Here is a 16554-nt window from a genome sequence, read left to right as displayed (position 1 = left end):
TTCAGCGGCCGCCGTGGTAGCCGCCGCCGTACCCGCCACCGCCGTAACCGCCGCCACCGGACCAGCCACCGCCGCCCTGACCGTTCCCCTCGCAGTACGACGGGTAGTAGTCGCAGTAGTCCATGGTCGGGGCCGAGGTCGTCGGCGTGGACTGTGGGGTCGACGCGGTCGGCGTCGGGGTGGGCGTGGCCGTCGGGGTCTTCGAGGGCGTCGGGGCGGCCTTCTTCGTCGTCGGGGCCGGCGAACTGGTGCTGTCGGTGTCCCAGTTGACGACCTGCATCTGCGGGTCGGCCTTCGACGTGTCGAAGACCCAGCGCTGCGCCGAGCCGTCCGCCCGGCTCTTCAGGACGAGCGCGCCGCCGCCGTCGGTGGAGGCGGGGGTCAGGGCCAGGTCCTGGTTCCAGCGCGGGACGAGGATGCCCTGGAGCGTGAAGTCGTAGCGGATGTTCTTCGCGGTCGCCGAGGACGTGCCCGTGCAGGGGGCGAGCTGTACCTCGAAGGCGAGGTGCGAGTCGAGGCAGAGGCCGGGGTCGGCGGTGCTGCGCAGCTGGCCGTCGGTCTCGTACGACCACTGCTGGCCGGCCGCCGAGGAGCAGGTCTGTAGTTCGGCCTCGGTGCCCTTGAGGGGCTTGTTGCCGGCGACGCCGATGCACAGGCCGGACTCGACGTTGTGCAGCCGGCCGCTGAGCGTGCCCTGGGTGGTGTCGTTCTTGCCGACCCAGGAGGGGTTGGCGGATTCCTTGCCGGTGCCGGCGGCGCCCGCGGCCTGGCTCTCGGTGGTGGTCTTGTCGCCGCCGGAGCCACCGCTGGACCACAGGACGAGCGGGAGGACGACGAGTCCGCTCACCGTCAGCACGGCCACGGCGAGGTTGCGGCGACGGACGCGCCGGGCCGCCTTGTGCGCCGATCTGAGTTCGCCGCGCCGCGGGCCGGGGTGCACCGCGAGTTCGGTCGAGGCGGACGGCATCTCGGCGGGCAACGGGCGGCTGCCGGCCCTGACTTCGAGATAGGCCCGTGCGCCCCAGCCGAGGACCGCCTCGGCGAGCGCGATGCCGAGTCCGGCGTTGAACTGGTTCAACTGGTCGGCGGTGTACCGGCAGTGCTTGCAGACGCTGAGGTGCATCGCGAGGTCCGGGTCGACCTCCGCGCCGCCGCGCCGGAAGGTGACGTCCAGCAGCCGGATGTAGCGCTGGCACTCGTCGTCCTGGGCGAGTTCGCGGTGGACCTGGAGGCACTCCTCGCGCAACCGGCCGCGGGCGCGCCCGAGTTCGATGTCGGCGCCCTCTTCGTCCAGGCCCAGCAGCCCGGCGGGTATCGAGAAGGGTTCGGACTCGACCTCGATGTGCCAGAGCAGGGTGCGGGCCGACTGGGGCAGCCGCTGGAACGCCCGGGAGAGCAAGCGCCGTTCGGGCACGGGCAGCATCCGGGCCGCACCGCGGTCGCCGTCGCCGCTCGCCCAGCGCAGATCGGGGTGGAGCATTTCCTGCCGGTGGTCGACGACCCATTCCGCGGCGATACGGCGCACGGTGACCAGCACCTGCGGGCGCCAGGCCGCGCTGGGTCCTGACTGGCGCAGGGATTCCCCGAAGAGGCGGGTGAAAGCGGCCGTGGTGAGCATTCCGGCGTGGTGCGGTCCGTCGGTGCACAGCCCCGCATAGGCGAAGGCCGCTTCCCAGTGCCGGTCCAGCAGTTCGCCGACCGGTTGCAGCGCTGGTGTCGTCCCCGTCCACTTCTTCAGCTCGGCGCTGAGCTGCTCGTCGGTCACTTCGAAGTGGTGAGCGGAAGTCGGGGAATTCGAGGGACCTGGGTCCTTCACGGCTGCATTCCTCCAGGTGAAACGCGGAATTCGGTCCATACCGGCGGGTATGCGACCCCGTCGACAGGTCGACAAAGTCCACCCGTCCGATTGATGGCATCCCGAACGTCCGCCTGGGGCAGCTCTTTTGAAGCAAGGGGGGTACGTACGGGAACGGCCTCGAACGCGCGGAGGGGAATCATCTATGTGCCCGCGCGTCGACAGGCACACCTTTGCACAGGTCAGCGAGGCGGAACAAGGTCTGCCTTCGTTTTGTGCATTGCGGTCGGGTCCCCGCAATTTGACGATTCGTCAATCGGGTCCGTTATGGGATTGCCGCCGTATCCGCACGGGAAATCCCCAAACCATTGGCCGGGGTCGACCCGGCCCACCCCGCGCGCCGGACGAGAGGCGGCCCTTCTTCCGGTTTTCCCAGGTCATGTTCCGGCCACCCGGCCGATTGCCGGACGAGCCGGTGGCGTCACGGGAGTTGACGACTTCCGCGCCGCCATCGACGAGGAAGTTCACGACCAACCAATAGGCGTGCGCCGAGCCTCCTGACACTGTGGTGGTGACATCACACCGAGGAGGTCCCGTATGACGGCCACGGACATCGCCGCGTTCGAGGAGGACGGGTTCACGGTCACGCGCGGATTGTTCGGGTACGACGAAATCGACCGGCTCTGTGCGGAGTTCACGGCACTGCACGCGGCCGGACCGGTGCCCGGACACTTCGAACCGCGCGTTTCCGACGATCCCCTGCGCACCCACCCGAGGGTGATGCACCCGCACGAGATCAGCGAACTCGCCCTGCGTTTCCTCCTGGACGCTCGCCTGCGGAGTGTCCTGGAGACCCTGTTCGGCGAGGAGGTACTGGCCGCGCAGAGCATGTTCTACTTCAAGCCGCCGGGAGCGCGCGGCCAGGCGCTGCACCAGGACAACTTCTATCTGCGGACCGAACCGGGCACCTGCGTGGCCGCGTGGATCGCCTGCGACGAGATCGACCGCGACAACGGCGGCCTGGAGGTCGTCCCCGGCACCCATCGCATGGACCTGTTCTGCCCTGAGGAGGCGGACGCCGGCGTGTCGTTCGCGCGCGAGTACGTGCCACCGCCGCCGGGTCTCGCGGCCGTGCCGGTCGACATGGCGCCCGGCGACGTCCTGTTCTTCAACGGCAGCCTGGTGCACGGCTCGCAGCCCAATCGCAGCGCGGACCGCTTCCGCCGTTCGTTCATCGGGCACTACGTGGGCCGCTCGACGGACCGCATCGGGAGGTTCTACCGCACGCTCTCGATGAGCGGCGAGCGGGTGCCGCTGGCGGAGAGCGCCGGGGCGGGGCCGTGCGGCACGGAATTCGCACCGCACGGCCCGCACTGACGAACCGTCAAAAAGGCCTCGAACAAGCTCTGTTGAGATGCACCAAGAGAGCCTGGAGCAGGCCTTGTCGACTTGCGTCAGGAGTGTCCGCTGATCGCGTGCGGAGTGTAGGGCTGCTCCAGCTCCTCCAACTCCTTGTCGCTCAGCTCCAGTTCGACGGCGGCCACGGCGTCCTCGATGTGCTGCGGCTTGGCCGCGCCGACGATCGGCGCGGCCACCGTGCCCTGGTGCAGCAGCCAGGCCAGGGCGACCTGGGCACGCGGGACGCCCCGGTCGCCGGCGATCCGGGTGACCGCCTCGACGATGGTGCGGTCGCCGTCCGGGTAGAGACGGTTGCCGAAGTTGTCGGTGCTGCTGCGCTCGGTGGTGGTGCCCCAGTCCCGGGTGAGCCGGCCGCGCGCCAGCGGGCTCCAGGGCAGCACGCCCACCCCCTGGTCCGCGCAGAGCGGCAGCATCTCGCGCTCCTCCTCGCGGTAGAGGAGGTTGTAGTGGTTCTGCATGGAGACGAACTTGGTCCAGCCGTGCCGCTCGGCGACGTGCTGGTGCTTGGCGAACTGCCACGCGTACATCGAACTCGCCCCGATGTAGCGGACCTTGCCCGCCTTCACCAGGTCGTGCAGCGCCTCCATCGTCTCCTCGACGGGGGTGTGCGGGTCGGCGCGGTGGATCTGGTAGAGGTCGACGTAGTCGGTGCCGAGCCGTTCGAGGCTGTGGTCGATCTCGGTCATGATCGCCTTGCGGGAGAGTCCGGCGCCGTTGGGGCCGGGGCGCGTCCTGCCGTGCACCTTCGTGGCGAGGACGACCTCGTCGCGGCGGGCGAAGTCCTTCAGCGCCCGGCCGGTGATCTCCTCGCTGGTGCCGTCGGAGTAGACGTTCGCCGTGTCGAGGAAGTTGATCCCGGCCTCCAGCGCCTGCCGGATCAGCGGGCGTGACGCGTCCTCGTCGAGGGTCCACTCGTGGGTGCCGCGGTCCGGGAGGCCGTAGGTCATGCAGCCAAGGGAGATCCGCGAGACGTCCAGGCCGGTCGAACCGAGCTTCACGTACTGCATCGTTGCTGCTCCTGCCTTCGAGTTCGGTGCCTTGGGGAGCGTACGACTTCGTGGGTACTCGAAGTCGCGGATATGTGCGCACCCTTGACGGGCGGCACGGCCGGGCGCTTTGATCCTGGACGTGCCCGCGCGTGCGGCGCGGTACGCAGAGGTGCGCCCAGCCGGTAGCGGACAGGTTCCAAGCCCGGCCACAGTCGCCAGGACCGCGGCTCCATCCGGTCCGAGGCGGGGTCGTACCCGCGATTGATGGAGCGGACATGCCCGTCAAGGGTGTCTCCCGCGTCGGAGGTCTCGGGACGGCCGCGGTCCTGAGCGGCACCGTCGCGACCGCCGTGGTACTGACCTCGTGCGGAACCTCGAACAGCTCGGCACCGGACCAGCCGTCGCGCCCGGCGCCTTCGGCGAGCCCGTCCCACGCGGCACCGTCGAGAAGCTCCACCACTCCGTCGAAGAGCGCCACGCCGTCGAAACGCCCCGCCCCGTCGGTGAGCGCCTCGCTTCCGGCACCCGGAAAATTCCAACTCCCGCCCCTCCACGCCGACTTCGACTACCAGATCGGCGGCGCCTATCCCCCGCCGGCCGGTGTCCGGATCGTCAGCCGCGACCGTACGGCGTCGCCCGCGCCCGGCCTCTACAACATCTGCTACGTCAACGCCTTCCAGGCCCAGCCGGACGAGCGCGCCTCCTGGCCCGCCGACCTGCTGCTGCGGGACGCGGACGGCGAGGTGGTCGTCGACGAGGACTGGGGCGAGGCGCTGCTCGACATCCGTACCGCGGCCAAGCGACAGCGGGTGGCGGCGCGGGCGAACCGGTGGATCGACGGCTGCGCGGCGAAAGGCTTCGACGCGGTTGAGCCGGACAACTACGACAGCTACACCCGCTCCGACGACCTGCTGACCGCGAACGACGCCACCGCCTTCATCGCCCTGCTCTCCCGGCACGCGCACGCCCGGCACCTGGCCATCGCCCAGAAGAACACCGTGGAGTTGGCGGGGCTGAGGAAGAAGCTCGGGCTCGACTTCGCGATCGCCGAGGAGTGCGCGGAGTACGACGAGTGCGGGGAGTACGCGAAGGCCTTCGCCGACCGGGTCATCGTCATCGAGTACTCCGACTCGGGTCTGCGCAAGGCCCGTTCGGGCTTCGCCGGGCGGCTCAGCATCGTGCGCCGGGACGTGGACGTGTCGACGCCCGGCAGCGCCGACTACGTCCGCAAGGTGCGGTGAGGAGGCCGTGATGAGGAACGGGATGTCACGCCGTGGGCTGCTGCTCGGGGCGGCCGCGATCGGCGCCGCGAGCGGATGTGCGGGCGGTGCCTCGGACGGAGTCGGTGCGGACGGCCGGGTGACCGTGGAGCTGTGGCACGGGCAGGTCGACACGGGCCGCAAGGCGGTGGAGGCGCTGGTCGCCGAGTTCAACCGGACCCACCCCACGATCCGCGTGGACCCGGGCGGCGGTGGGGTGTTGGCCGACGCGATGCTCCAGAAGGTGACCGCCGCGCTGGCCGCCGGCTCCTACCCGGACATCGCCTACATCTTCGGCTCCGACCTGGCGAGCGTGGCGCGCAGCCCGCGCGTCGTCGACCTGACCTCCGCGATGCACAACGGGCCGACACCCTGGAAGACCTTCTGGAAGCCGGTACGGGACGCGGTCACCGTCAACGGACGGGTGCGTGCCGCGCCCGCGGTGCTCGACTCGCTGGCCGTCGTCTACAACAAGAAGCTGTTCCGGCAGGCCGGGCTCGACTACCCGAAGGCCGGCTGGAGTTGGGAGCAATTCACCGACACCGCACGGCGGTTGACCGACCACGACCGGGGCGTCTTCGGCACCGGCTGGCCGGCCGTCGGCGACGAGGACACGGTCTGGCGGCTGTGGCCGATGCTGTGGGATCTCGGCGGCGAGGTCGTCGCTCCGGACGGCAAGCACATCGGCTTCGCCGACCAGGGCGTACGAGCACTCCGGACCCTCGCCCAACTCGGCCACGACAAAAGCGCGTACCTCGACACCAAGCCCGGCAGCGAGCAGCTCTACCAGGTGTTCCTCAACAGCCGGATGGCCATGGTCGCCACCGGCCCCTGGCAGTTGCCCGACATCATCACCGCGAAGATCGACTACGGGGTCGTGCCGCTGCCGACGTACAGCGGGCACGCGGTCACCATCTCCGGGCCCGACACCTGGACGGTCTTCGACAACGGTTCGGCCCGGTCCCGGGCGGCCGTGGAGTTCGTGCAGTGGATGAACTCGCCTGTGCACGACGTCCGTTGGGACATCTCGGCGGGCGGGCTGCCGTTGAGCACGGGTACCGCCGCGCGGCCGGAGTGGCGGCAGCACAGTGCCCGTACGGTCGGTCTCGACGTCTTCACCGACGCTCTGCGCTCGGCCCGCGTCCGGCCGGTCCATGCCGCGTATCCGCAGATCTCGCAGGCGTTGGGCGAGGCGATCGTCTCCGTGCTGCTCGGCCGGGACTCCCCCGAGAAGGCGCTCCGTTCGTGCGCCGACAAGGCCGACGCGGCCCTGCTGATCCCCAGGTGACTTCCCTCTTCCGGGAGACCCCGATGTCCACACTGCCCCGCGCCCTCACCCTTCCCGCGCAACCAGCGGCCACCGCTCAGGCCGCGCGTCGCGCCGCCCGCCGTCGCGCCCGCCAAGAGCGGTCCACCGCCTGGGCGTTCATCGGTCCGTCGGTCGTGGTGATCCTCGGGCTGAGCGTCGTGCCCGTCGTCTGGTCGCTGCTGCTGTCGTTCCGCGCCGACGACCTGGTCACGCCCGGCCGCTGGGTCGGCCTCGACAACTACCGCGCCCTCGCCCAGGACCCCAACTTCCGTACGGCGGTGAGCAATACGCTGCTGTACGCGGCGCTGTACGTCCCGCTCAGCCTGGTCGGCGGACTGGCGCTGGCGCTGGCCCTCAACCGCCGGATCCGGCTCATCGGCCTGTACCGCACGCTGGTGTTCATCCCGTTCGTGGTGTCGGCGACCGCGCAGGGCGTGCTGTTCTCGTTCATCCTCGACCCGGAGTTCGGCGTCGCGAACGCGCTGCTGCACCATCTCGGCATCTCCGCACAGGGGTTCCTCGCCGACCCCGACCAGGCGCTGTATCTGCTGGTGCTGATCTCGCTGTGGAGCGGGGTCGGCTTCTGCGTCGTCGTCTACCTGGCCGCGCTCCAGGACGTGCCGCCCGAACTCGTCGAGGCGGCCCGGATAGACGGCGCGAACCGTACCCAGGTACTGCGCCATGTGACGCTGCCCGCGCTCACGCCGGTGACGGTGTTCCTGGTGCTGTGGCAGTTCATCACCTCGCTCCAGGTGTTCGACCTGATCTACGTGACGACGAAGGGTGGCCCTCTCGGCTCGACCACGGTGATCGTGTACTTCGTCTGGCAGCAGGCCTTCCAGATGTTCACCGCGGGCTACGGCGCCGCGTCCGCGTACGTCCTCGCGGTGGCGCTGCTGGTCGCGGGCGGCGCGCTACGGGTCGTACGGCGGCGGCAGGGCCGTACGGACGGGGGTGTGCGATGAGTGCGCGGCGGGTGAGTGCGTGGCATCTGGTGCTGGCGCCGCTGGCGTTGTGCTTCGCGTTGCCGTTCGTGTGGCTGCTGCTCAGCTCGGTGATGACGAACGCGGAGATCAACCGCTTCCCACCCGCCTTGTGGCCCAAGGGAATCGACCTCGGCGGCTACCGCTATGTGCTGGGCAACGCGATGTTCCCGCGCTGGTTCGCCAACTCGCTGATCTTGGCGTCGGTGGCGGTGGTGTCGAATCTGCTGCTGGGGTCGCTCGCCGGGTACGCGTTCGCGCGGATGCGGTTCGCCGGGTCGCGGGTGCTGCTGGGGCTGATGCTGGCGACGATGGTCGTGCCGTTCCAGCTGACGATGATCCCGACGTTCCTGGTGATGAAGTGGTTCGGGCTGATCGACACGCTGGGCGCGTTGATCCTGCCGTCGCTGGTGACGCCGTTCGCGGTGTTCCTGTTCCGGCAGTTCTTCCTCGCGCTGCCTAGGGAGATGGAGGAGGCCGCCTGGATCGACGGGTGTTCGCGGCTGCGGGTGCTGTTCTCGATCGTCATGCCGCTGGCCCGGCCGGCGCTCGCCACGGTCGCCGTCCTCACCTTCCTGTCCACCTGGAACGACCTGTCGTGGCCGCTGATCGCGATCAACCACGACACCCAGTACACGCTCCAGTTGGGCCTGACGACCTTCCAGGGACAGCACCACACGAAGTGGTCGGCGGTGATGGCGGGCAACGTCATCACCGTGGTGCCGGTACTGGTGGCGTTCCTGCTGGCGCAGAAGACCTTCATCCAGTCGCTGACGTCGAGCGGACTCAAAGGCTGACCCGCACACCTCCAACTCCGCTTCTCCGAAAGGACTTTGATGACAGACGGCAGCGCTGTGAAGGTGGCCTTCATCGGCGCCGGCAGTGTGGTGTTCACGCAGGGCCTGCTCGCCGACCTGTTCGCGTTCCCCGAACTCGCCCGCGCCCGGATCGCGTTGCACGACATCGACCCGGAACGGCTCGCGACGGCGGAGGGCGCGGCCCGGCACATCGCCCAAGTACGCGGCGCCACACCGGAGATCACCGCGCACCTCGACCGCCGATCGGCCCTCGCGGACGCCGACTTCGTCGTCAACATCGTCCAGGTCGGCATGAACGAGGCCACCCGCACCGACTTCGATATCCCGGCCCGCTACGGCCTGCGCCAGACGATCGCCGACACCCTCGGCATCGGCGGCATCTTCCGCGCCCTGCGCACCTTCCCGCTGCTCAAGTCACTCGCCCAGGACATGACCCAACTCTGCCCGGACGCCCACCTGTTGAACTACACCAACCCCATGGCGATGAACCTCCTCTACCTGAGCCGCATCGCCCCCGCCCTCAAGGCGACCGGCCTGTGCCACTCGGTGTACTGGACGATGCACGACCTGTCCCAGCTGATCGGCGTCCCCTTCGAGGAGGTCACGTACCTGGCCGCAGGCGTCAACCACCAGGCGTGGGTGCTGCGTTTCGAGCAGGCCGGGCAGAACCTCTACCCGCTCCTCGACGACACGATCGCGAAGGACCCCGAACTCCTGCGCCGGGTCCGCGTCGACATGTACCGCCGCCTCGGCCACTACCCCACCGAGACCAGCGAGCACTCCGCCGAGTACGTGCCGTGGTATCTCCACCACGACAGCGAGATCGAGCGGCTACGGCTCCCGGTCGGCGCCTACTTGGAGATCATCGAGGAGAACACCGCGAGCTACGAACGCACCCGCGACGCCCTCGCCTCCGGCATCCCACTCCCCGTCGAGGGCACGCTGGAGTACGCCCCGCAGATCATCCACAGCATCGTCACCGGCACGCCCCGCACGATCTACGGCAACGTGCCCAACCGGGGCCTGATCGACAACCTCCCCGCCGACTCGGTGGTCGAAGTCCCTTGCCTGGTCGACGCGTTGGGCGTCCAGCCGACCCGGATCGGCGCGCTGCCCCCGCAGTGCGCGGCCCTCAACAGCGCGTACGTCTCCGTCACCGACCTGGTGGTCCGCGCGGCCACGGACGGCGACCCGCGCCACATCCGGCATGCCGCGATGGCCGACCCCGCGACGGCGGCGGCCCTGCCGGTCGAGCGGATCTGGGACCTGTGCGACGACCTCGTAGAGGCGCATGGAGAGCTGCTGCCGCCGGAGCTGCGGGTCCGTCTGGGGCACTGAGGGCCGTCCGGCGTTGGTGTGACCGCCCCGCCCGCCCGGCGTGGGAGCGGCCGGGCGGCGGCCCCGGTCCCGCATCCTCGGCGCAGGCGACCGGCACCCGGCCGGTCGTGGCCGTACGGGAGGAACGCGGTGCCGAGACGTTCGACCAGATTCAGGACTCTGCTGATGGGGGCGGCCGTGCTGCCGCTGGCCCTGGTGTCGCCCGCGTGGGGTGGCACGGACCCGGCACCGTCCCCGCCCGAGCCGCCGTCGACCCTGTGCGCGCCCGCGGGCACCCTGCGCGGCGCGCAGGGCCAGCATGCCGTCGTCAGCCTCTGTGCGGGCAGCGGCACCCCGACCATGGCGGTCTCGGCTCCCGCGACCTGCGGACAGCTCAGGTCGGCCGTCCGGTACGCGTGCCGCACCTCGGGCTCCTGGACCGCCGAGCGCGCCGGCGAGACGGTGGCGTCCGGCAAGCTCCCGGGATCGGGCGAGTACCCGGGGCCGGGGACGTACGACTTCACGGCCACCGTGCGCGTCCGCTCGGCGCCGGAGGGCGTGGACCTGACGGGTACCGTCCACGCCACGCTGGCCCTGACCGCACCGAGGCCGAAGGTCACGCACGGCATCGAGGTGGACCGGAGCACGCTGCGGCCGGACTCGGTGACCACGCTGACGTACACGGTCCGGCGGGACAGTGACGAGGGTGACGGCAGCGCGCGGTTCGGGCTGATCGCGGAGGAGGGCACGGGGGCGGAGCTGACCACGACCGACGCCCGTTGCGTCAATCCGCTGGTCGGCCGGCACCCGTCGAAGGACCGGCTGCCGCACGCCCTGGACTGCGCGCTGACCGATCTCCAGCCGGGGCACCCGGACACCGTGGTGGTCCACGTCGCGCTCAAGTCCCGCTGTTCCACGGTGGTTTCGAAGCTGGGGTACTGGATGCCGCAGGGTCAGACGCTCTACACCGGGGGCATGCTGGCCGGGCCGACGGTGACCTGCGCCTAGAGCAGGTCGAAGGCGCGCTCCCACCCGAACTCCGCCCGCCCGCCGCCCTCTTGGACCTCGCCGGAGTACGGCTCCCCGAACCGGACGCCCATCTCGCGGAGCCGTACCAGGCTGGCCCGGTAGGCCGGATGAACGGCCAACGCCCGGGCCACGCAAGGGAGTACGGCGATCGGGACACCGAGGCCGTACGCCTCGCACAGGGTGCCGAGCGCGAGGGTGTCCGCCGTGCCGGCCGCCCACTTGTTGATCGTGTTGAAGGTGGCGGGCGCGACGAGCACGGCGTCCGGGGGCGGGAACGGGCGCGGATCGCTGGGGGTGCGCCACGCCGAACGTATCGGGCGGCCGGTCTGCGCCTCGACGGCGGCCGTGTCGAAGAAACCGCCCATCGCGACCGGGGTCGCGATGACCCCGACCTCCCAGTCCCGCTCCTGCGCGGCGGTGATCAACTTGCTGACGCCCGCGGCGATCCCGGCGGCGCAGACGACGACGTAGAGGAAGGGCTTCGAGTCCTGTTCGGTCACCCGGGGAGCCTACTGAAGCGGGAACGAGCGCCCGCGCTCCTCCTCGGGCCGCGTCCCGAACACGCGCCGTTCCTTCTCCTCGATGGCCAGGTCGTTGATGCTCGCCTCGCGCCGGGTCATCAGCCCGTGCTCGTCGAACTCCCACAGCTCGTTGCCGTACGACCGCCACCACTGTTCGTCGGCGTCCCGGCACTCGTACTGGAAGCGGACCGCGATGCGGTTGCCGTCGAAGGCCCACAGGTCCTTGCGCAGCGCGTACTCGTGTTCGCGGGCCCACTTCGCGGTGAGGAACGCGACGATCTCGGCGCGGCCGGTGACGAAGGTGTCGCGGTTGCGCCAGACGGAGTCCTCCGAGTAGGCGAGCGCCACCCGCTGCGGGTCGCGGGTGTTCCAGGCGTCCTCGGCGGCCTGGACCTTCCGGGCGGCGGTCTCGCGGGTGAAGGGCGGGAGGGGAGGGCGGTCGGCCATGGTCGTCTCCAGAGCGGCGCGATGCGGAGAACGTGCGTTCTCCCGATGGCTGCTAACGTAGAGAACGCACGTTCTCAGGTCAAGAAGGGGTCGGTTCGATGGACAGCGCGGTCGCCCGGGAGCAGGCGCTGGACGCCGCCGAGAAGCTGTTCTACGGACGGGGAGTCCAGGCCGTCGGTATGGACGCCGTCCGCTCCGCCTCCGGGCTCTCCCTCAAGCGGCTCTATCAACTCTTCCCCGCGAAGGAGGAGTTGGTGGAGGCGTACCTCGAACGCCGTGACCTGCGCTGGCGCGGACGCCTCGCCGAGCACGTCGCGCTGCACGATGATCCGCGGGACCGCGTTCCGGCCGTCTTCGACTGGCTGGAGGAGTGGTTCGGCGAGGCCGATTTCCGCGGCTGCGCGTGGATCAACTCGTACGGGGAACTGGGCGCGACCTCGGAGCGCGTGGTGGCCCAAGTCCGGGCGCACAAGCGGGCGTTCCGCTCGTACCTCGCCGGCCTGGTGGCGGACGCGGGGCTGCCCGACGTACTCACCGGGCAGCTCTTCCTGCTGGCCGAGGGCGCCATGGTCACGGCGGGCATCACCGGGACCACGGAACCGGCGGCGGAGGCGCGTGCGGCGGCGCTTGCGCTGGCGCGGGCCGACTGAGGTCGGGCGGCGACGAGGCGGTCGGGGGCGCGAGGTCGATGTGGGGGTGCAGGGGATGGGTTGATCGGATCGGGTGGTGGGGGTGGCCGACCGATCCGGCCGCCCCCACCACGGACCCGCTCAGCCCACCGTGTCCGACACCGTGATCGCGCTCACCGGGCAGGCCCGGGCCGCCTCCCTGAGCATCGGGTCGTCGCTGTTCTCCTTGCCCGGCAGCACCGTGCTGTAGCCGTCGTCGTCCTGGGTGAAGACGCTCGGGGCGGCCAGGGCGCACTGGCCCGCCCCGATGCAGATGTCCTTGTCGATGTGGATTTCCGTGTGCATGGAGCGCAGCCTCTTACCAGGTCACGGGGAGTTCCAGCATCCCCTGGATCGTGTCGCCGGGTTTGAAGGGGATCTCCTCCGCGGGGACGGCCAGGCGCAGGGTGGGCAGCCGGTCGAAGAGACTGTGCAGGGCGATCTCCAGTTCGGCGCGGGCCAGGTTCTGGCCGAGGCACTGGTGGATGCCGAAGCCGAACGAGACGTGGTGCCGGGTGGGGCGGTGCCAGTCCAGGGCGTCCGGGGCGGTGTAGACGTCCTCGTCCCGGTTGATGACCGCGGTCGAGAAGATCACGCCGTCGCCGGCCCGGATGGTCGTACCGTCCAGCTCGATGTCCTCGGCGGCGAGCCGCATCAGCCCGTCGACGATGGAGAGCGACCGCATGAGTTCCTCGACCACGTCCGGCAACAGCGTTGGATCGGCCCGGAGTTCGGCCAGTCGCTCGGGGTGGCGCAGCAGCGTGAAGGTGCCCAGGGAGATCATGTTGGCGGTCGTCTCGTGGCCCGCGACGAGGAGGATCACCGCGAGGGAGATCAACTCCTCGCGGTCCAGCGCCCCTTGGGCCAGCTGCTCCCGGACCAGGTCGTCCAGCAGCCCCTCGCCCGGTTCCCGCTGCTTGCGGTCGATCAACTCCCCGAGATACACGTCGAGTTGATCGCGCGCGTCCTGGCTGTCCTCGGGCTTCGGGCCGCGCAGCAGGCGCCGGGACTGGGCCTCGAAGAACTCGTGGTCGGCGTACGGCACACCGAGCAGCGCGCAGATCACGGTCGAGGGTACGGGCAGCGCGAACGCCGACACCAGGTCGGCGGTCGGGCCCTGGGCGATCATCGCGTCGAGCAGTCCGTCGACGATCCGCTGGATGTCGGGCCGCATCGCCGTGGCGCGCTTGACGGTGAAGGCGGGGATCATCATCCGCCGCTGGGTGCGGTGCTTGGGGTCGTTCTCGCCGAGCAGGGCGACCCGCCGCCTGCGGACCGCCGCGAACCGTTCGTTGGTCACGGGGAAGTCCGGGTGGGAGCGGTCGGTGGACAGGCGCTGGTCGGCGAGCAGTGCGCGGGCGGCGGCGTGGCCGGTGACCAGCCATGCCGTGCGGCCGTCGTACAGCGTGATGCGGGTCAGCGGGCGGGCGGCGCGCAAGGGGTCGTAACCGGCGGGCGGCTGGTAGGGGCAGGTGCGGTCCTGGGGGAAGGCTACGGGTTCGGTTCGGTCCTTCGGTTCCGTCAGATCCGTCAGATCCGTCATGGAAGACCTCGCAGACGAAGAGGTGCGTCTTGCCGATCTTCATTAGATGCCCCAGGCACCTATGAGGCCACCTGAAGTTCGGCCAGATCGGTGGTACCTACAATCTGGCCGAACCTGATGGTCCCGGCTCACCCCGCCGCGCGGCCATCGCACGCCCGCGACCCGCCCGCGAGCGGAATCCCAGCGTCCTCCCCTGCGAAGGCCCGGTACACGGCGAGGCTGTCCTCGTACACGTGATGACGGACGATCAGCCCGCCCCGGACGGTGAGATGCAGGGCGAACCTGGCGCGATACGACCGCCCGGTGGGCCTGGCGGCCAGCCGGATCTCGCCGAACACGACCGCGTCCTCGCCGTCGACGAGGACCCGCTCGATCTCCGTGCCCACCTTGCCCGGCACATGGTGGGCGGCGAGCTGCCGGAAGTGGTCGGCTGCGTCGGCACGGGTGGCGCGGTGCCGTATCCACGGAGTGGCGGGGCTGCCGTGCTCGTCCTCGGGCCAGTCGAGCCTCCAGTCGGCGTCCTCGGCGTACAGCTCCGCGATGTGCTCGGGCCCGGCGTTGGCGATCCGGTGCAACAGGTCTTCTACGACGGTGCGGGTGGTCGGTGTCGCGGACATGGGCGCCCCTCTCCCGGACGGTTCCGGACGGTTGTCGTGCGGGGTGTCGACTGTGCCGGAGCGGCCGACGGGATGCGATTACCTCCGAGGTCGTCACCCGGTGGAAGAGGCGTGGCCGAAGATCGTGGCGGTATGGATGAATCACGCACCGGCTGGTGTTGAATTCCGGTGCGAGACAGCCGTAGAACGCGAGATGGGACGAATGACATGCCTCTTGAGGGTGAGTACGAACCCAGCCCGGCGCAGTGGGTACGCGACCAGGTCGAGCTGTACGAGAGCTCCGGCGGCACCAAGGGGACGACGTTGATGGACACGGGTCTGCCCGTGATCCTGCTGACGACGGTGGGCGCCAAGAGCGGGAAGCTCCGCAAGACCCCGCTGATGCGGGTCGAACACGACGGCACCTATGCCGTGGTCGCCTCGCAGGGCGGCGCTCCCAAGCACCCTGTCTGGTACTTCAACGTCCAGGCCGACCCGCACGTCGAGCTCCAGGACGGACCGCGGAAGTGGGACCTCACGGCCCGCGAGGTCACCGGCGACGAGAAGGCCGAGTGGTGGGAGCGGGCGGTCGCCGCGTACCCCCCGTACGCCGAGTACCAGACGAAGACGGACCGGCAGATCCCCGTGTTCGTCCTCGAACCGGCGGACGGCAGCTGAGTCCCGGAGGCCGGTCCGGGCCCGGAGAAAATTTCTCGTTCCCGGGTGCATGACCCGGTGCCCGTCGGGCACCCGAGCCTCAGGCCCCGCCGCGCTCCCCCGTCGCGGCGGGGCTTTCCCGTGCCTCCTCCATCGGCCGGTCGGTGATGTCCAGGAAGATCTCGCCGGCCTCGGACACGGCCTCGCCGAGCGACCGCTTGATGCGCACGGAGACCTCCTCGACCCGCTCGCTGTCCATGCCGGGGACCAGGTCGATCCGGGCGGCGACCATCGTCGAGTCGAGCCCCATCCGCATCGTGAACAGCGCTTCCACGCTGTCGATCTCGGGCTCGGCCGCCAGCAACTCCCGAATCCTGTCGCTCAGTTCGGGGTCCACGGCCTCGCCGATGAGCTGGTCGCGGGCATCGCGGCCCAGCCGGTAGGCGACATAGCCGAGCAGCACACCGATCGCGATCGACGCGGACGCCTCCCACACCACCTGCCCGGTGATCATGTGCAGCGCCATGCCGACGATGGCCAGGGTCACACCGACCACGGCCGTGCCGTCCTCGGCGACGACGGTCCGCAGCGCGGGGTCGCGCAGCGCGTCCATGCCACCGCCCTGGGCACGCACCTGGTGCAGGGCCCGCAGCAGGGAGACGCCCTCCACGACCAGCGCGACGCCGAGCACGATCAGGCCCACCACATAGCCCGTGGACGTCTCCTCCGCGCCGTTGCGCAGCGCCTCGACCCCCTGGAACACGGAGAAGCAGGCGCCCATCACGAAGATCCCGACGGCCGCGAGCAACGACCAGAAGAAGCGCTCCTTGCCGTAGCCGAAGGGGTGCCGGCTGTCGGCGGGGCGGCGGCTGCGGCGCAGGGCGGCGAGGAGGAAGACCTCGTTGAGGCTGTCGGCCACCGAGTGCGCGGCCTCCGAGAGCAGCGCGGGCGACCCGGCGACGAGACCGCCGACGGCCTTGGCGGCCGCGATCACCAGGTTGGCGGCGAGGGCGACGAGGACGGTGACGCGGGTCTTGCGGTCCGTCGCGCCATCGGAATCCTGGTCCGTCGCAGCATCGGATTCCCGGTCCGTCCCGCCGTCGGTTCCGTGATCCTTCGGGTGGTCGGACTGATGGTCGGCAGCTGTGTCGCTCATCTACGCCGACTGCCCCTGAAGGTGCTGCTCACACCCTCTACCGAAGGA

At 70.2% G+C, this 16554-nt stretch carries 17 protein-coding genes; 9 read left to right on the top strand and 8 right to left on the bottom strand.

Annotated features, from left to right (window positions below):
* Nucleotide 1: 1 nt before the first annotated feature.
* Nucleotides 2–1816, bottom strand: coding sequence for a ricin-type beta-trefoil lectin domain protein (locus ACIBK4_RS15500; RefSeq protein ID WP_398995177.1), 1815 nt, complete (start codon nucleotides 1814–1816; stop codon nucleotides 2–4).
* A gap of 576 nt (nucleotides 1817–2392) precedes the next feature.
* Between ACIBK4_RS15500 and ACIBK4_RS15495 the strand changes: the two genes are divergently transcribed.
* Nucleotides 2393–3172, top strand: a complete 780-nt coding sequence (locus ACIBK4_RS15495) for a phytanoyl-CoA dioxygenase family protein (protein WP_398995176.1) — start codon at nucleotides 2393–2395, stop codon at nucleotides 3170–3172.
* A 77-nt stretch (nucleotides 3173–3249) separates the two neighbouring features.
* On the opposite strand, the gene ACIBK4_RS15490 is transcribed toward ACIBK4_RS15495, so the two are convergent.
* Nucleotides 3250–4221, bottom strand: a complete 972-nt coding sequence (locus tag ACIBK4_RS15490; protein ID WP_398995175.1) for an aldo/keto reductase — start codon at nucleotides 4219–4221, stop codon at nucleotides 3250–3252.
* A gap of 257 nt (nucleotides 4222–4478) precedes the next feature.
* Between ACIBK4_RS15490 and ACIBK4_RS15485 the strand changes: the two genes are divergently transcribed.
* The 6 genes from ACIBK4_RS15485 to ACIBK4_RS15460 all read left to right on the top strand — a co-directional run bounded on the left by ACIBK4_RS15485 (nucleotide 4479) and on the right by ACIBK4_RS15460 (nucleotide 10897).
* Nucleotides 4479–5444, top strand: coding sequence for an endo alpha-1,4 polygalactosaminidase (locus ACIBK4_RS15485; RefSeq protein ID WP_398995174.1), 966 nt, complete (start codon nucleotides 4479–4481; stop codon nucleotides 5442–5444).
* 10 nt (nucleotides 5445–5454) lie between these two features.
* Nucleotides 5455–6750 carry an ABC transporter substrate-binding protein gene (locus ACIBK4_RS15480; protein ID WP_398995173.1) on the top strand — a complete coding sequence of 432 codons (1296 nt, stop codon included), beginning with the start codon at nucleotides 5455–5457 and terminating at the stop codon, nucleotides 6748–6750.
* A 23-nt stretch (nucleotides 6751–6773) separates the two neighbouring features.
* A complete protein-coding gene (locus ACIBK4_RS15475; protein ID WP_398995172.1) occupies nucleotides 6774–7736 on the top strand; it encodes a carbohydrate ABC transporter permease in 963 nt (320 codons plus the stop codon).
* On the top strand, nucleotides 7733–8551 hold the full coding sequence (locus ACIBK4_RS15470) for a carbohydrate ABC transporter permease (RefSeq protein WP_398995171.1): 819 nt from the start codon (nucleotides 7733–7735) through the stop codon (nucleotides 8549–8551). Before ACIBK4_RS15475 ends, ACIBK4_RS15470 begins: the two co-directional genes overlap by 4 nt.
* A 39-nt stretch (nucleotides 8552–8590) precedes the next feature.
* Entirely contained in the window at nucleotides 8591–9910 is a 1320-nt protein-coding gene (locus ACIBK4_RS15465) for an alpha-glucosidase/alpha-galactosidase (protein WP_398995170.1), read from the top strand.
* 165 nt (nucleotides 9911–10075) lie between these two features.
* Nucleotides 10076–10897 carry a hypothetical protein gene (locus ACIBK4_RS15460; protein ID WP_398995169.1) on the top strand — a complete coding sequence of 274 codons (822 nt, stop codon included), beginning with the start codon at nucleotides 10076–10078 and terminating at the stop codon, nucleotides 10895–10897.
* Here the strand turns inward: ACIBK4_RS15460 and ACIBK4_RS15455 are convergent.
* Complete coding sequence (locus tag ACIBK4_RS15455) at nucleotides 10894–11418, bottom strand: flavoprotein (protein ID WP_398995168.1); 525 nt, start codon at nucleotides 11416–11418, stop codon at nucleotides 10894–10896. The two genes, ACIBK4_RS15460 and ACIBK4_RS15455, sit on opposite strands and share 4 nt — an antisense overlap.
* A 9-nt stretch (nucleotides 11419–11427) precedes the next feature.
* Complete coding sequence (locus ACIBK4_RS15450) at nucleotides 11428–11886, bottom strand: nuclear transport factor 2 family protein (RefSeq protein WP_398995167.1); 459 nt, start codon at nucleotides 11884–11886, stop codon at nucleotides 11428–11430.
* Between the two features lie 98 nt (nucleotides 11887–11984).
* Here ACIBK4_RS15450 and ACIBK4_RS15445 point away from each other — a divergent pair, with 98 nt between their 5' ends.
* On the top strand, nucleotides 11985–12536 hold the full coding sequence (locus ACIBK4_RS15445) for a TetR/AcrR family transcriptional regulator (RefSeq protein ID WP_398995166.1): 552 nt from the start codon (nucleotides 11985–11987) through the stop codon (nucleotides 12534–12536).
* Nucleotides 12537–12656: 120 nt separating this feature from the next.
* Here ACIBK4_RS15445 and ACIBK4_RS15440 read toward each other — a convergent pair whose 3' ends face one another.
* The 3 genes from ACIBK4_RS15440 to ACIBK4_RS15430 form a co-directional block, all read right to left on the bottom strand.
* The gene (locus ACIBK4_RS15440; protein WP_366435319.1) at nucleotides 12657–12860 is read right to left on the bottom strand and encodes a ferredoxin; all 204 of its coding nucleotides are present in this window, start codon (nucleotides 12858–12860) and stop codon (nucleotides 12657–12659) included.
* A gap of 13 nt (nucleotides 12861–12873) precedes the next feature.
* Nucleotides 12874–14097 (bottom strand): cytochrome P450, encoded by a 1224-nt coding sequence (locus ACIBK4_RS15435; protein ID WP_398995165.1) that lies wholly within the window; start codon nucleotides 14095–14097, stop codon nucleotides 12874–12876.
* Between the two features lie 128 nt (nucleotides 14098–14225).
* Complete coding sequence (locus ACIBK4_RS15430) at nucleotides 14226–14714, bottom strand: nuclear transport factor 2 family protein (protein ID WP_398995164.1); 489 nt, start codon at nucleotides 14712–14714, stop codon at nucleotides 14226–14228.
* Between the two features lie 207 nt (nucleotides 14715–14921).
* On the opposite strand from ACIBK4_RS15430, the gene ACIBK4_RS15425 reads away from it, so the two are divergent.
* Nucleotides 14922–15371, top strand: a complete 450-nt coding sequence (locus tag ACIBK4_RS15425) for a nitroreductase family deazaflavin-dependent oxidoreductase (RefSeq protein ID WP_398995163.1) — start codon at nucleotides 14922–14924, stop codon at nucleotides 15369–15371.
* Between the two features lie 79 nt (nucleotides 15372–15450).
* Here ACIBK4_RS15425 and ACIBK4_RS15420 read toward each other — a convergent pair whose 3' ends face one another.
* Nucleotides 15451–16506 carry a cation diffusion facilitator family transporter gene (locus ACIBK4_RS15420; protein ID WP_398995162.1) on the bottom strand — a complete coding sequence of 352 codons (1056 nt, stop codon included), beginning with the start codon at nucleotides 16504–16506 and terminating at the stop codon, nucleotides 15451–15453.
* Nucleotides 16507–16554 lie beyond the last annotated feature (48 nt).

This window comes from Streptomyces sp. NPDC050528, assembly GCF_044457795.1.
Lineage (GTDB): Bacteria > Actinomycetota > Actinomycetes > Streptomycetales > Streptomycetaceae > Streptomyces.
The sequence above is the reverse complement of the archived record's forward strand: the minus strand, read 5'-3'. Positions and strand labels throughout refer to the sequence as shown.

What these genes read in the sequence shown, in the direction of transcription:
- ACIBK4_RS15450 (WP_398995167.1), bottom strand. Translation starts at nt 11,886, where the DNA reads ATGGCCGACCGCCCTCCCCTCCCGCCCTTCACCCGCGAGACCGCCGCC.
- ACIBK4_RS15475 (WP_398995172.1), top strand. Translation starts at nt 6,774, where the DNA reads ATGTCCACACTGCCCCGCGCCCTCACCCTTCCCGCGCAACCAGCGGCC.
- ACIBK4_RS15420 (WP_398995162.1), bottom strand. Translation starts at nt 16,506, where the DNA reads ATGAGCGACACAGCTGCCGACCATCAGTCCGACCACCCGAAGGATCAC.
- ACIBK4_RS15490 (WP_398995175.1), bottom strand. Translation starts at nt 4,221, where the DNA reads ATGCAGTACGTGAAGCTCGGTTCGACCGGCCTGGACGTCTCGCGGATC.
- ACIBK4_RS15425 (WP_398995163.1), top strand. Translation starts at nt 14,922, where the DNA reads ATGCCTCTTGAGGGTGAGTACGAACCCAGCCCGGCGCAGTGGGTACGC.
- ACIBK4_RS15430 (WP_398995164.1), bottom strand. Translation starts at nt 14,714, where the DNA reads ATGTCCGCGACACCGACCACCCGCACCGTCGTAGAAGACCTGTTGCAC.
- ACIBK4_RS15445 (WP_398995166.1), top strand. Translation starts at nt 11,985, where the DNA reads ATGGACAGCGCGGTCGCCCGGGAGCAGGCGCTGGACGCCGCCGAGAAG.
- ACIBK4_RS15495 (WP_398995176.1), top strand. Translation starts at nt 2,393, where the DNA reads ATGACGGCCACGGACATCGCCGCGTTCGAGGAGGACGGGTTCACGGTC.
- ACIBK4_RS15465 (WP_398995170.1), top strand. Translation starts at nt 8,591, where the DNA reads ATGACAGACGGCAGCGCTGTGAAGGTGGCCTTCATCGGCGCCGGCAGT.
- ACIBK4_RS15480 (WP_398995173.1), top strand. Translation starts at nt 5,455, where the DNA reads ATGAGGAACGGGATGTCACGCCGTGGGCTGCTGCTCGGGGCGGCCGCG.
- ACIBK4_RS15485 (WP_398995174.1), top strand. Translation starts at nt 4,479, where the DNA reads ATGCCCGTCAAGGGTGTCTCCCGCGTCGGAGGTCTCGGGACGGCCGCG.
- ACIBK4_RS15460 (WP_398995169.1), top strand. Translation starts at nt 10,076, where the DNA reads ATGGGGGCGGCCGTGCTGCCGCTGGCCCTGGTGTCGCCCGCGTGGGGT.
- ACIBK4_RS15440 (WP_366435319.1), bottom strand. Translation starts at nt 12,860, where the DNA reads ATGCACACGGAAATCCACATCGACAAGGACATCTGCATCGGGGCGGGC.
- ACIBK4_RS15470 (WP_398995171.1), top strand. Translation starts at nt 7,733, where the DNA reads ATGAGTGCGCGGCGGGTGAGTGCGTGGCATCTGGTGCTGGCGCCGCTG.
- ACIBK4_RS15435 (WP_398995165.1), bottom strand. Translation starts at nt 14,097, where the DNA reads ATGACGGATCTGACGGATCTGACGGAACCGAAGGACCGAACCGAACCC.